Raw genomic sequence first — 14065 nt, 5'->3', positions numbered from 1 at the left:
TTACTGAGGAAGTAGCTCGAGCAATTGACCCACAGTTTTTCGTTCGATTAAATCACCGTGTCCAATTTCTACTTGATATTCATCTGCGAATAAAGTGATAAGAGATAATTGGGCTAAAGAGTCCCACTCTTCCGTTTCTTGATATTCAAAATCAGGAGTTAGCTCTTCTACTTCCAACTCTAGGATCTCAGCTAGCTCTTCCAAAAAAACAGTCATTTATACATCCAACTTAATTAGTTTACATAGTGTAAGTTCATTGACATCAATCAAGGTCGCCCCCCAACTCAGACCTATACCAAAGCCTGATAATAGTGCTTTTTTACCCTCAAAGCCCGAATTCTTCATCCAAGATGATAAAATCGACATTGGGACAGTTGCGGACGAAGAGTTACCATAAATAGTCACTACCTCTGAAGGTAACTGCTCTTCCGTTACCTTCAGTGCTGAACGGAAACGATCCAAGATAAACTTATTTGCTTGATGAAAGAAAAAGTAGTCAATCTCTTCTGGTTTTGTGTTCGTTTCAATAAACTCTTTAATAAAATTGATTACCGTTGTTTGAGTAAACGTAAAAACATCTCTACCTTGCATGACCAAATGCTCAGAACAACGCCAATTTCCTTCTTCGTCCTCAGCAAGAGCGGCAGTATCAGAGGTACAAGGGTTTACCATACCACCTGATGGGATCATTAAAGCTTTTGCTCCTTTACCATCATGTTTGATCTCAAGAGGGGCCTTCACATTTTCCGCTCTTCTTTCTATTAAAGTGATAGTAACTGCATCCCCAATAAGAGGGTATGAGTTACGATCTTTTAAAGAAACCTTACGGCTTAAAACATCACCAGCAATTAGCAACACTTTTTGCGCATCACTATTACGAACTAGGCTCGAAGCTTCAAACAAACCTCGAATATAGCCATTGCAACCATCGTTGATGTCCATGCAATAACAATCGGTTTTAAAGTCAAAAGCGCCATGTACTATCGAAGCCGTTGACGGAATTGGGTAATCAGGAGTTTGAGTTACCACCAAAATTCCATCCACATCCTGATAGTCGCACCCAAGAGTGGTTGACAGGTCCTCAAGCAAAGGAAAAATCATATCAGTGAGCGCCGTTTCTTTTGAAACAACATGATGTTGATTGTATCCCATCAGCTTCTTCAGCTTTTTAGAACTCTGCTCTGTGTGTGAGTAGTTTTTTATCTCATCATCAAAGTAAGAAATATGCTTTGGAACGGCTGCGACTATCCCTTTCAGCGAGATATTGCCAATATCACTTTTCATAAATTAACCTTGAATCGTTTTAAGATACTCACCAATAACATGCGGCGAAACAAAATTCTCAGGAACCAAACCTTCACCAGGAATTGAAATAGCTAGCTGAGCTTCGATCTCACTTACTAGGACTAACAAATCAAAAGAGTCCAACAGACCTGATTCAAAAAGTTCAGTATCTTTAGCAAACTCATGTTCTGGTTTCATTGTGGTTAAGATTGCTATAATTTTTTCACACATACTACTATTTAACCTTTACAAATTCTTGTAGTGCTTTCTCTGAAAAAGCTTTTCTATTTAACTTACCATTTGGCGTAAAAAGCATTTCTTGTACAAAGCCAATCTTGCTTGGAATCATGTACTTTGGTAAACGTTTCGTCAGTGCAACTTTAAGCTCAACTTCACTCATCGAACTACTGCATTGAACAAAAGAATAAAGCACTTTATCTTCTGATAAATAACCAACAACACACTGTTCGACAGCATCTAGCTCCATGATCTGAGACTCAATTTCACCAAGTTCTATACGATAGCCATTGTGCTTAATCTGGAAGTCTTTTCTACCAATATAATAAATTAAACCATCAACAAGTCTAACCAAGTCTCCGGTACGATAGATCATATCAATGTATTTATCTTGAAGTGGGTTTTGACAAAATACCTCTTCTGTTTTTTCTGAGTTAGCCCAATACCCAAGCGCTAAGCTAGAGCCTCGAACGCACAATTCACCTTCATCATTACGCTGGTCGTTTTCATCTAGGATTAGAATTCCTGAGTTATGACAAGGAACCCCTATAGGTAAGCTATCCCCATCCCAGTCTGACGGCACATCATAGTAGGTGCAATCAACGGTAATTTCTGTTGGTCCGTACAAGTTAGAGTAATGAGCATTAGGATGCTTATCTAACCAGTACTTAATCGTCTTCGCTGGCATTACTTCCCCAGCAAACAATACATTCTTCAAGCATGGCAATTGAAACTGATCAAGTAACTTAAGGTTCGCAATATTTACAAGCAATGAAGGAACCCAGAAGATCGTTGTTATTGCTTTTTCTTTCAGGTATTCAAGTGTTTTCTGAGGAAAAATAAACACGCTTTCAGGAATAACATGCAATTCTGCCGCATTAGACAACGCCAAATAGATGTCTAAAGTCGAATTATCAAAGAATAGTGGTGCTTGACTACCAATAATATCAGCCTTGCTCACTTGATAGGTTGAATTAGCCCAATCAATATAATCAATAACACTAGAATGGCAAATAGTGACACCTTTTGGTGTGCCTGTAGAGCCTGAAGTAAAAATTATATAACATGGATCTTTATCAATAACGGTTTGATTAAACTTTTCGATATCAGCCCAAATATCTTGCATAGGTAGCTTAGATGTTGGTATTTCATCGATATTAATAGTTGAAATTGGACTATCTAATTCTAATGAATTTAATAAATTTCGAGACGTTTCATCATAAAGAACAAGACAATCTTGAAGGTTAGATAAGATCTTTAATAGTCGTTCTTTAGGTGAGTTAATGTCTACGGGACAGTAAATCCCTCCAGCCATTGTCGCAGAAAAGATCATGGAGAGTGCATTTACAGATTTTTTCGCAAATACAACAATCGGCTTGTTTAAACTTCCCTGCTGTCTTAGTTGCAATGAGATAGCATATGACTTTGCTGTACTTTCTGCATAAGTCAAAGAGTGGTTCGAATCCGAAACACAAATATTTTCTGGATGTTTCATCGACGATGCTTGTAGATATTTCAGGATGCTGTTTCTCATCTTATACTCTCTTTTTGCAACCAATCATGATTTTTTAAGTATTTGTTTTATCTTGTTTACCATTGATTCACACAAATCAAAATATATAGGCAAGCATAAGATCCTTTTACTAATCGAGCGACTAACTTCACATGGAGTTCCTTCATGACCATAACTATCAACAAGATCTAAACTTGGATAAAAGTACCTTCTTGGAAAAATGTTATTCGCTTCCAAGTTAGCCTTAGCTCTAAGTAATGACTGCTCCGAGTCAAACACGATTGGTACGTACGCACCATTAGGTTTTGAGCTATCCGACCAATATTGCATTTGGAAAACATCAGAAAGGTGAGTTTGATAACTTTTCCATAAACCTCTTCGCTTGGTCATGATACTTTCTATATCATCTAGAACGCAGTGACCCATAGCGGCTTCAAACTCATTCATCTTGGCATTGGTTCCAACGCCTTCTATTGAATCCGGTCCTGTTATTCCAAAGTTAATCATAGAGCGTACTTTAGCTGCTAGCTCATCACATTGTGTAATCACAGCCCCACCCTCTATCGTGTGGAATAACTTTGTGGCATGGAAACTTAATGTACTTATATCACCGTACGTTAATACACTTTTTTTATTTAGGTCCACACCAAAAGCATGAGCGGCATCATAGATAACTTTTAGACCGTGCTTGTTTGCTATAGCTTGAATCTCATTTACTTTACATGGGTTACCAAACACGTGCACCGGTACTATTGCAGACGTTTTTTCTGTAATAAGATCTTCAATTAAATCAGGATTGATATTAAAGGTATCACTTTCAATATCACAAAAAACAGGGGTTAAATTTTCCCAATTAAGCGTGCTTGTGGTCGCGGCGAAAGAGAAAGGTGTTGTGACCACCTCTCCAGCTAGATTAAGTACTTTGTAAGCAACTTGAAGTGCCAATGAGCCATTTGCAACCAATATAACATGCTTAACACCAAGATACTCAGCTAGTCGAGATTCTAAATCCTTAACGAGAGGACCACTATTGGTCAACCAACCGCTCTCGTACACACGATCAACATATTGTTTATACTTATCTTTTGACGGTAGATATGGTTTTGTTACAGGAACAATTTCATTGCTCATCATTTAATATCTCATTGCAACTAACGAGTAGTGCTATTTTTGTTCGGTGACTAACTCGGAAAGGTAACGTCCGTAATCATTTTTTTGCATCGGTTTTGCAATGGATAGTATCTGGTCTCTTGTTAACCACCCATTGCGCCACGCAATCTCTTCTAAACAGGCAACTTTAAGACCTTGAACATTTTCAATGGTTTGAACAAACGAAGAGGCTTCATGCAGGCTTTCATGTGTTCCAGTATCTAACCAAGCAAAGCCGCGCCCTAGTAATTGAACATTCAGGTCACCTTGCTCAAGGTACATTTGGTTTAGCGTCGAAATCTCTAACTCACCACGAGATGAAGGTTTGACTTTTTTTGCCAATTCGACGACTCGGTTATCATAAAAATACAGCCCAGTGACAGCATAATTGGATTTAGGCTTTACTGGTTTTTCTTCAATCGAAATCGCCTGCATATTGGCATCAAATTCTACAACGCCAAATCGCTCTGGATCTTTAACCTGATAACCGAATACCGTCGCACCACGGCTCTTCATCGCAGCTTGCTGAAGAATAGGAGTGAACCCTTGCCCATAAAAGATGTTGTCACCCAGCACTAAACATACTGAATCATCGCCAATGAATTCTTCGCCAATGATGAACGCTTGAGCTAAGCCGTCTGGGCTTGGTTGAATCGCGTATTGCAACTCAATGCCAAACTCTGAGCCATCACCCAATAGGCGCTGAAATCCTTCCTGGTCTTCTGGCGTGGTGATGATCAAGATTTCACGAATACCAGCTAGCATGAGTACCGACAACGGGTAGTAAATCATTGGTTTGTCATAAACCGGCAGTAACTGCTTAGAGACACCGCGTGTAATAGGGTAAAGGCGAGTGCCCGAGCCACCTGCTAAAATAATGCCTTTCATTATTCGCCCGCTCCTAATCGCTCTAAACTGTATGAACCATCAAGCACGCGTTGCCACCATTGCGGATTATTGAGGTACCATTCCACGGTTTTGCGAATACCGCTTTCAAACGTTTCTTCTGGCGTCCAGCCAAGCTCTTGAGCAATCTTGGTGGCATCAATTGCGTAACGCACATCATGACCAGGGCGATCTTTGACATAAGTGATCAAAGATTCATAAGACTCTATCCCGGCAGGTTTGTCTGGTCGCAACTCTTCAAGTAATGCACAAATGGTTTTCACTACTTCGATGTTAGCTTTTTCGTTATGACCACCGATGTTGTAGGTTTCACCGACTTCACCTTCGTTGACCACTTTGTAAAGCGCGCGAGCATGATCTTCCACAAACAGCCAATCTCGGATTTGCATACCATCGCCATACACAGGCAACGGCTTGCCATCGAGGGCATTTAAAATCATCAGAGGGATCAACTTCTCTGGGAAGTGGTACGGGCCATAGTTGTTGGAGCAATTCGTGATAAGTGTTGGTAAACCATAAGTGCGTTGCCAAGCGCGAACCAGGTGATCGCTCGAAGCTTTAGATGCAGAATATGGGCTGCTCGGCGCGTATGAGGTGGTTTCGGTGAACAAATCATCCGTTCCCTCTAGATCGCCATACACTTCATCCGTAGAAATATGATGAAAACGGAATGCCGATTGGCGCGCTTCATCTAAGCCCGACCAATATTGACGAGCCGCTTCAAGCAAATGGTAAGTGCCCATCACGTTAGTCTCAATAAAAGCAGCAGGACCATCAATAGAGCGATCGACATGAGACTCGGCGGCCAAATGCATCACCCTATCGGGTTGATGCTCTGAAAACACGCGATCTAGTTCAGCTCGGTCACAGATATCTACTTGCTCAAAATAGTAACGTTCACTCTCTGAGACATCAACCAGTGATTCTAGATTCCCTGCGTAGGTCAGTTTATCTAAATTGATAACGGTATCTTGGGTGTCACGAATGATATGTCGGACAACAGCTGACCCAATGAAGCCTGCTCCACCGGTTACTAATATTTTCATTACAAATGTTACCTACGTTAATTTTTGTGCCATCAGATACACATGAATACTTTATGATTATTGTAGTTTATAGACTCACTCGAGCATCGTTAGACTCAAGAAGGCTTACTTAGAGCAATCAATATAAAATGATAAAAAACTCAATTAAGATTGAGAAGCATAACCGTCCTGAAAATGTTCAAAATCGGATTCTTGCCAAATAATCTGTCGCTTTAAACGCTCTTTATTAAATGAACGCAGAAGTCTATTTAGATTTTGATGCTTCCAGTCACCAGAAGTTTCAAAACGACACTTATCAAAATCGATAATCCATACCTTATCTTTGTCGTCGATCAAGATATTGTGGATATTCAAATCAGTATGGTTAACGCCAACCTGATGCATCTTGGCAATTTCTTGCCCTATTTTCTGATACATTTCTACCGATAAAGACTGTTCTTGCAAGATACTAACCAGATCTCTGGCGTTTGGGATTCGCTCACTTAATAAATCAGCTTGATAGAAGAGTCCTGACTTTACGGCTCTTGCTGCAATAGGACGAGGAACGTGCACCCCAGCCTCAATTAGCGCCAACAAAAGCTGAAACTCTTGCGCACAACGGGTGTTATCCCAGCCAGAGAACCAATAATGATCGTTAATTAACTTCCCAAACAAACCGCCACGACGGTAATGACGTAGTGCCGCTTGCATGTTCTCTAGTTGGATAAACCATGTCGTGCCTCGCCCCGTCGCACTGCCAACCACCTTGTCGGAGGACTGCCAGTATTCCGCATCAAATATCGGTTGGCTAGGGTCTGTAATGGTCTCGTCATCAAACCAGATCACTTGGTTGTTGTTTTTATACTGTTGAGTCATACGCTCACCCTCTAGCCTAAATACCGGCTGGCTAATATATACAACCAAGTAAATGCAGCAAACGCCAAAGCAACCATAACGGCAGCAGAGCCTATATCTTTAGCTCGACCACTGAGTTCATGCCGTTCAATACCGATACGATCCACTACCGCCTCAATCGCTGAGTTTACAAGCTCTACAATCAAGACTAATACCACGACCCCGATCATTAAGATACGCTCAACCATGCCGACATCCACTAGCCAAGCCAAAATCACAGCAATACTCAAAAGAGCCAACTCTTGTCGAATTGCAGCTTCATGCTTAAAAGCCGCTTTTAATCCTTGGATCGAATAACCCGTCGCTTTAACGATACGCTTTAGCCCGGTGTTACCCGGCTTGCCAGATTCTTGCGATTGATGTGGTGTTGTCTTTGACATTGCAGAACACTTATCAGTACTTAGCTATATTCGAGCCGTGTATTTTACATTTATTGGGGATGTCTGCATAATTTACCTGCCTCTATTCATCGAATCAGACAATAATTATGTTCACTTCTGCCCCATCGTCACTATGCGTCTTGCGTTTGTCCGCTATCGGAGACGTTTGCAATACTATCGCCAGCATTCAAGCTATTCAGAAACACTGGCCTTCGACCCAGATTACTTGGATAACGGGTAAACTTGAAGCCCAGTTATTAGCCGCCATCGATGGTGTAGAAGTGATTGTTTTTGATAAAAAAGCGGGACTTGATGGCTACAAATCACTTTGGCGACAGCTGAAAGGCAGAGAGTTTGATGCGCTATTGCATATGCAGTACGCGATTCGAGCGAGTGTCGCAACGTTGGGCATTAAAGCAAAATACAAACTTGGTTTCTCTTCTGATAGAAGCCAGGACTTTCAAACACTATTTACCAATGTCAAAGTGCCTTCCCCGCAATCTCTGCATGTCGCAGATGGCTTAATGGCCTTTGCCCATCAAATTGGGGTACCAAAGGCAGGACTAGACTGGGTACTTTCTTATTCAGACCACGATCAAGCTTGGGCAGAGTCTCATATTTCTCGTAGTAAACCTAACCTGCTGATTGTGCCTGGTGCGAGCAAAGCTTATAAAAACTGGAACGCGGAAGGTTATGTGGATGTGATTCATCACGCCAGAGCAAAAGGCTGGAACGTGATTCTGGCAGGCAGCCCTGCTCAGGTAGAATTGGATCTGGCAGAGGCCATTCAATCTCGCTTGGAAGAACCGTGTCTAAATTTAGTTGGACAAAGTTCAATTCTGCAAATGCTTGCGTTAATAGATAAGGTTGAAATGGTCATCGCCCCCGATACCGGACCAGCACACATGGCGAATGCAATGAAAACACCAATCATCGGGCTCTATGCACACCATAATCCGCTGCGAGTGGGACCTTACCGTTATCTAAAATACGTTGTCTCAGTGTATGAAGAAACGATCTTTGCGGAAACAGGTAAAAACAGTCACGAGTTAAGCTGGCGAACTCGCGCTAAAGATGAAACGGCAATGAACCGCATTACCAGCACTCAAGTAATGAGCATGTTCGATCAAGTCTTAGAAGATTTGTATCCTCAATACCAGTAAACTTACTGTCTTGATTTGTTAAGAAGGAAATGACCTTGTCCAAACCAACCTTAGCCGTTGCCTTAATTGTAAAAAATGAAGAGAAGCACTTACAAGCTTGTCTAGACACAGTAAAAGATTGGGTCGATGAGATTGTCCTTCTAGACTCGGGCAGCACTGATCGCACTGAAGAAATCGCCCGACAATACACAGATAAGTTTTACACCAACCTAGATTGGCCAGGATTCGGTAAACAGCGCCAACTGGCGCAGCAATACGTTACGGCAGACTACGTTTTGTGGCTTGATGCGGACGAACAAGTCACTCCAGAGCTAAAAGAAAGTATCTTACACGCGGTATCAGCCAATAAGCCGAACGTTTTATACAAACTTAATCGACTAAGCTCAGCGTTTGGTAAGTTCATCTACCATTCTGGTTGGTCTCCAGACTGGATTGTGCGCTTATATCGCACCGAATATACACAATATAATGATTCGCTCGTTCATGAAAAAGTTGATGAGAAAAACTATCAAACTGAAAAACTGGATGGTCGACTGCATCACTACACTTACGAGCACCTTCATCATTACATCAATAAAACCACTGGCTACCTCAAGGCCTGGACGGATGAACGTGAAGGTAAAAAGAAAGCGGGTTTAACGACCGCTATCGTTCACGCTCTTGCTAGCTTTTTGAAGATGTATGTTCTCAAACGAGGCTTCCTTGATGGCAAGCATGGCTTCATTCTAGCTTGGCTAAGCATGCACTCTACTTTTGTAAAATATATCGATCTCTACTTACGTGAACAGGCAAAAAAATCATGAAAACGACTTTAATTATCACCACTTACAACTGGAAAGAAGCATTAAAAGCGGTGTTAGAAAGCGTGAAACGTCAAACCGTTTTGCCTGACGAAGTAATTGTTGCAGATGATGGCTCTCGAGAAGACACCAAAGCAATGGTTGACCAACTGCGTGACGGCTTTCCAGTACCACTTATTCATAGCTGGCACGAAGATAATGGCTTTCAACTTTCAATGAGCCGCAACCGCGCGATCGCCAAAGCATCAGGTGACTACCTCATCATGATTGATGGCGACATGGTGCTGTCCCAAACGTTTATTGAATCACATAAGCAAGTCGCAAAACCAAATTGGTTTGTGCAGGGCGGACGTGTGTTAACGGATGAAAGCTGCAGCAAGGCCATCATGGAAAACGGCTTAGTGCCTTCTATCTTCAGCAAAGGCATTCGCAATCGTAAAAACTGCATCACCAACGCTTTGCTATCGAAATGGTTCTCTTACGAGCGCAATAACGATAAAGCCACTCGCGGTTGCAACATGGCGTTTTGGCGACAAGATGTCATCGAGGTGAATGGCTTCAACCAAGATTTTGTTGGATGGGGACGCGAAGACAGCGAGTTTGTTCATCGCATGTTGAATGCGGGTAAGTCACGTCTTTACCTAAAATTCGCAGGTGTAGGCTACCACTTGTACCACGTAGAAAACTCTCGCGCGTCACTCGGACAAAATGACGAGATTTTAGAAAACACCATTAAAAACAAGCTTAAACGCTGTGAGAATGGTGTTGATCAATTTCTAGAAGCTTAAGATTATAAAAAAGGGGCGTTTCGCCCCTTTTTTATTGTTGCTGAGATAAAGCGAAGTACTTATCGGCAACCATCAATGAGATCAAACGCTCTTTACGTTTATCTTTGAACTGCTCAACCCACTGGTGCGCATTTTCAATGATCGCTAATGCTTCTTGCTCATTCGCTAGGTAATAATCCATCTTTTCGGGCAAATCCGAATAGTCATCCTTCACTTCAACATAGTGGACGCCTGCCTCTAACTTACCTTCCATAAACCAAGTCTCATATTTTGGCTTTGACATAATAACCAAGGAGTTAGACGACATAGCCCACTTAAGGTTGGTGGCCACATCATTGCCTTCTATACAGAGCAAAAACTTATACTGCAGTTGCTCTTCAATACTCATAAAGCCCTTTTCCCATGGTTTCCCTTCTACCGGGCGGGTCTGGCCAATATTGCATTGCGGATGGTTGTAAAACGCATGAATCACCTTTTTACGATGCGGCTGAAAACCCACGCCGCGCCACGCTACCATGTCCTTTTTATCTTGATAGCGAACAGGATCGTCAATAAATTTAAAATGACGAACTTGATTAAGTTTCAACACCACTGAATTTTGGTTGTTACCAAAAATAGGGCGGCTTTTTATAAAGCTCGGTACATTGGGGATGTGTGTAACATCGCCGTTGATGTAGTTAAACGCAAAACTGGAAGGGAAATAGCGTACAACTTGGCGAAGATCGAAAAAATACGTCCAGCCTTTCGTTTTTTTGAATGTATCGATGGTCGAGTAACTTTGTTCTCGGCTATCGACTGAAAACGGCGTTTCACACTTATTGTAATAGTTCACCCGCTCAAGACAGCGTTGCAGCTCTGCCTCGGTCAGATTCGAAAGTAAACGCTTGGCTTGTGCTCGATATACAAAGCGAGGGATAAGTATCGAGAGAGCGTTTGAGAAATAATAAGGGAACTTACTGTCTTTCATTGAGTTTTTCCCCAATCGCGATGGCTACTGGCTTGGGAACGAATTGTTCGATACTTCCGCCATGAATCGCTACTTCTCTCACGATAGTCGACGATAAAAACGCAAACTCTTCTTCAGGAGTTAAAAATACGCTCTCGATTCCTGGTAATAGCTTTCGGTACATGTTGGTCAGTCCAAACTCGTATTCAAAGTCTACCGTTGTTCGTAAACCACGAATAAGAACCTTAGCTTTCTCATTTCTCGCGAAATCCACTAATAACCCGGAGAACCCCTTTACCGTCACACCAGGTAAATGCGCTACAACGTCCTGCATCAGTGCAACGCGCTCTTCCAATGAAAACATAGTGTTCTTCGATGGGCTTGCGGCTACGCCAATCACAACCTCATCAAACATTTCGTGAGTACGTTCAATTAGATTGAGGTGACCATTAGTCACTGGATCAAAAGTGCCCGGATAAATGACTTTCATATAATTTACTAAGTTATTCGAAACTGATTGAATTATTGAGGCTCGAACGCAAGATTACAACAACTTAAGCTCGATAATAGCTCGACTTACTTCTGACACTCACTACAAAAGAAGGTATTACGTTGGCCAATCTTTAGCTCTTGAAGTCGTTCGCCGCACTCTGGGCATGGCTCTCCTGCTTTTCCGTAAACCAATAACTCTTGTGCAAAGTAACCCGGCTTTCCATCGGCTTGCGCAAAATCTTTCAGAGTAGTCCCACCTTGCGTAATGGCAATCTCAAGTGTCATTTTGATATTTTCAACAAGTAACCTCCACTCTTGAGAAGTCAACTTACCTGCGGGCCTTGAAGGGTGAATTCGAGATTTAAACAACGACTCATTCGCGTAGATGTTCCCAACACCAACCACGACTTTGTTGTCCATGATGAACTGCTTGACGGCGACACGCTTATTTTTAGCTTTCTCCGCTACATATTCCGCATTGAACTCTTCAGTTAAAGGCTCAGGCCCCATGTTTGCTAGCACAGCATGTGACTCGCCAGGAGCACACCACAGCCATGCCCCAAAACGACGCGGATCGTTATAACGCAGTATTTTTCCACTGCTTAGTTTCAGATCCACATGATCGTGCTTTGCTGGCGGAAAGTCAGCATCTAGGACACGTAAAGACCCAGACATGCCCAAGTGAACAATGGCTGTACCTGTGTTTGTCTCGATCAGTAAGTATTTCGCACGACGGCTAATCGCACGGATCACCTGCCCTTCCAATTTTTTAAGCTCTGTAGGAATATCCCAGCGCAATTTAGGCGTTCGAAAAGTAAACGACTGGATCGTTTGTCCAACCATGTGGGGGCTAATCCCCATACGGCTCACTTCAACTTCTGGCAACTCAGGCATTAGATTCTCCAATTCACCGGCTAATAGTTCTCGCTGCTAGCATAATCGAAAAGAAAAACGATAAATAGGGAAGCTTATTAGGGGTATAGGCGCAAAAAGGCTCTACTCTGGCATAAGGTAGTTTTCATCGACGGAGATAGCGACCCATTTGTCTTGCCAGGTTTTAAATAGCCAAAAATCAGGTAAACGAAAGAAAGTCACCCGCTGCGGCTCTTCGAGATCCTGATACCAAACTTCTACCGTTTCAGGTACCGTCAGGTTAGGTTTTAAATGATCGTACTGTTCTGAGGTGAGCTCGGTCCCTTCCAATGATTGCCAGCGTGATACAAGTTCACTGATCGGTGCATCAACTTTGATGTTGGATTGCCATCGTCCATCATGCAGTTCAAACTCCCAGCCACTATAGTACAAAGACTCCACCGTATAGTCGGAGCGAAGTACATTTGGGTAAGAGTCTGCTTGGTCTGTTAATAGGTAAGTTTTGATCCACATCGGCGCATTTAAGATCACTATAAACGCGATAATGCCCAGAATAAGAATATTGTTCCATCGGCGGCGACGAGCCGGACTCACACGCATAACCATCTCTACTCTCTTATCGTTATGAGTAAACTACCAAAGAGTATTGAGCTTGACTAGAACAACGGTGTGCAAGTGTGTAGGGAAGTGGTAACTAAGCGGCAGAGAGCGATCAATCAAAAATTCGAGTATAGAGTCGGACCAGTAAAATAACTTCAGCAGTACTTTATAATCCGATGACGTACTGAACACTTTATCTTCAGCACTTTTATTCAGGTAATAAAAAACCCAACTCGAAAGTTGGGTTTTTCAATTCATCAAAGAGACTGAAACCAATTATTTGATTTTTGCTTCTTTGTACATAACGTGCTGGCGAACTACTGGATCAAACTTTTTGATCTCAAATTTGCCTGGCATGTTACGCTTGTTCTTATCAGTTGTGTAGAAGTGGCCTGTACCTGCAGAAGATACTAGACGGATTTTCTCACGAACGCCTTTCTTTGCCATTGCTTATTTCCTCTTAAACGTTTTCGCCACGTGCACGCATGTCTGCAAGAACAGTATCAATACCTTTCTTGTCGATGATGCGCATACCTTTAGCAGATAGACGTAGTTTAACAAAACGTTTTTCGCTCTCTACCCAGAAACGATGAGTTTGTAGGTTCGGCAGAAAACGACGCTTAGTAGCATTTCGTGCGTGTGAACGGTTGTTACCCGTTACTGGACGCTTACCAGTTACTTGGCATACTCGTGACATGAATGTCTTCTCCAAAATCGTTTCAGCTCGATATCAACCTTGGTGGCCGAACCTCTCTATCTCTCGAAAAGAAGTTAGAGGTTAAGAACCGCTATGGAAAATCCATACAAGGCTATCAAAGGTCGCGCATTATACTAACTTGATATGCATTGCTCAAGACCCGAACAGATCCTTTTTACAGGTTTTCGTGATCTTTTTTTAGACAGCAGATTTTTTTAGCAGTCCAAGCTGAATTCAGTTAAAAATTTAGTGGCGTGGATGATAGCAGATTTTTAGCAACTAACAACCTAAAAAACG

18 protein-coding genes are annotated in these 14065 nt (G+C 42.1%); 3 read left to right on the top strand and 15 right to left on the bottom strand.

The annotated features are described in order from the left end of the window. The 9 genes from R7044_RS07140 to R7044_RS07100 all read right to left on the bottom strand — a co-directional run bounded on the left by R7044_RS07140 (position 1) and on the right by R7044_RS07100 (position 7409). Positions 1-216, bottom strand: a complete 216-nt coding sequence (locus R7044_RS07140) for a phosphopantetheine-binding protein (protein WP_021453150.1) — start codon at positions 214-216, stop codon at positions 1-3. Further along, complete coding sequence (locus R7044_RS07135) at positions 217-1284, bottom strand: ketoacyl-ACP synthase III (protein WP_033905963.1); 1068 nt, start codon at positions 1282-1284, stop codon at positions 217-219. It lies immediately after the preceding gene. A gap of 3 nt (positions 1285-1287) precedes the next feature. After that, positions 1288-1515: a phosphopantetheine-binding protein gene (locus R7044_RS07130; protein ID WP_031827230.1), complete on the bottom strand. Its 228-nt coding sequence runs from the start codon at positions 1513-1515 to the stop codon at positions 1288-1290. A 4-nt stretch (positions 1516-1519) separates the two neighbouring features. Then, positions 1520-3016, bottom strand: coding sequence for an amino acid adenylation domain-containing protein (locus tag R7044_RS07125; RefSeq protein WP_225455433.1), 1497 nt, complete (start codon positions 3014-3016; stop codon positions 1520-1522). 63 nt (positions 3017-3079) lie between these two features. Beyond that, on the bottom strand, positions 3080-4168 hold the full coding sequence (locus tag R7044_RS07120) for a DegT/DnrJ/EryC1/StrS family aminotransferase (protein WP_213895435.1): 1089 nt from the start codon (positions 4166-4168) through the stop codon (positions 3080-3082). Positions 4169-4198: 30 nt separating this feature from the next. Then, positions 4199-5071, bottom strand: coding sequence for a glucose-1-phosphate thymidylyltransferase RfbA (gene rfbA / locus R7044_RS07115; protein ID WP_104979953.1), 873 nt, complete (start codon positions 5069-5071; stop codon positions 4199-4201). Continuing rightward, a complete protein-coding gene (gene rfbB, locus R7044_RS07110; RefSeq protein ID WP_225455432.1) occupies positions 5071-6135 on the bottom strand; it encodes a dTDP-glucose 4,6-dehydratase in 1065 nt (354 codons plus the stop codon). The genes rfbA and rfbB overlap by 1 nt, the downstream gene beginning before the upstream one ends. A gap of 144 nt (positions 6136-6279) precedes the next feature. Further along, positions 6280-6990: a 3-deoxy-D-manno-octulosonic acid kinase gene (locus R7044_RS07105; protein ID WP_017820713.1), complete on the bottom strand. Its 711-nt coding sequence runs from the start codon at positions 6988-6990 to the stop codon at positions 6280-6282. Between the two features lie 11 nt (positions 6991-7001). Beyond that, positions 7002-7409, bottom strand: coding sequence for a diacylglycerol kinase (locus R7044_RS07100; RefSeq protein WP_005395798.1), 408 nt, complete (start codon positions 7407-7409; stop codon positions 7002-7004). Between the two features lie 107 nt (positions 7410-7516). Here R7044_RS07100 and R7044_RS07095 point away from each other — a divergent pair, with 107 nt between their 5' ends. Genes R7044_RS07095 through R7044_RS07085 form a run of 3 tightly spaced genes read left to right on the top strand, consistent with a single transcriptional unit; the run spans position 7517 to position 10160 of the window. After that, positions 7517-8572: a glycosyltransferase family 9 protein gene (locus tag R7044_RS07095; RefSeq protein WP_017820712.1), complete on the top strand. Its 1056-nt coding sequence runs from the start codon at positions 7517-7519 to the stop codon at positions 8570-8572. Between the two features lie 35 nt (positions 8573-8607). Further along, the gene (locus R7044_RS07090) at positions 8608-9375 is read left to right on the top strand and encodes a glycosyltransferase family 2 protein (protein WP_005395793.1); all 768 of its coding nucleotides are present in this window, start codon (positions 8608-8610) and stop codon (positions 9373-9375) included. Continuing rightward, complete coding sequence (locus tag R7044_RS07085) at positions 9372-10160, top strand: glycosyltransferase family 2 protein (RefSeq protein WP_017820711.1); 789 nt, start codon at positions 9372-9374, stop codon at positions 10158-10160. Before R7044_RS07090 ends, R7044_RS07085 begins: the two co-directional genes overlap by 4 nt. A 31-nt stretch (positions 10161-10191) precedes the next feature. On the opposite strand, the gene R7044_RS07080 is transcribed toward R7044_RS07085, so the two are convergent. The 6 genes from R7044_RS07080 to rpmB all read right to left on the bottom strand — a co-directional run bounded on the left by R7044_RS07080 (position 10192) and on the right by rpmB (position 13768). Continuing rightward, positions 10192-11127, bottom strand: a complete 936-nt coding sequence (locus tag R7044_RS07080) for a glycosyl transferase family 90 (RefSeq protein ID WP_017820710.1) — start codon at positions 11125-11127, stop codon at positions 10192-10194. Continuing rightward, positions 11114-11596 (bottom strand): pantetheine-phosphate adenylyltransferase, encoded by a 483-nt coding sequence (coaD, locus tag R7044_RS07075; protein WP_017820709.1) that lies wholly within the window; start codon positions 11594-11596, stop codon positions 11114-11116. The genes R7044_RS07080 and coaD overlap by 14 nt, the downstream gene beginning before the upstream one ends. Before the next feature lie 86 nt (positions 11597-11682). Then, positions 11683-12492 carry a bifunctional DNA-formamidopyrimidine glycosylase/DNA-(apurinic or apyrimidinic site) lyase gene (gene mutM / locus R7044_RS07070; protein WP_182015995.1) on the bottom strand — a complete coding sequence of 270 codons (810 nt, stop codon included), beginning with the start codon at positions 12490-12492 and terminating at the stop codon, positions 11683-11685. A 102-nt stretch (positions 12493-12594) separates the two neighbouring features. After that, entirely contained in the window at positions 12595-13071 is a 477-nt protein-coding gene (locus tag R7044_RS07065) for a hypothetical protein (protein ID WP_225455431.1), read from the bottom strand. Positions 13072-13347: 276 nt separating this feature from the next. Then, positions 13348-13518, bottom strand: a complete 171-nt coding sequence (gene rpmG / locus R7044_RS07060; RefSeq protein WP_004410866.1) for a 50S ribosomal protein L33 — start codon at positions 13516-13518, stop codon at positions 13348-13350. 13 nt (positions 13519-13531) lie between these two features. Then, positions 13532-13768: a 50S ribosomal protein L28 gene (gene rpmB / locus R7044_RS07055; RefSeq protein WP_005384783.1), complete on the bottom strand. Its 237-nt coding sequence runs from the start codon at positions 13766-13768 to the stop codon at positions 13532-13534. Positions 13769-14065: the final 297 nt, after the last annotated feature.

Source organism: Vibrio sp. 1402, assembly GCF_033340275.1.
The sequence above is the reverse complement of the archived record's forward strand: the minus strand, read 5'-3'. Positions and strand labels throughout refer to the sequence as shown.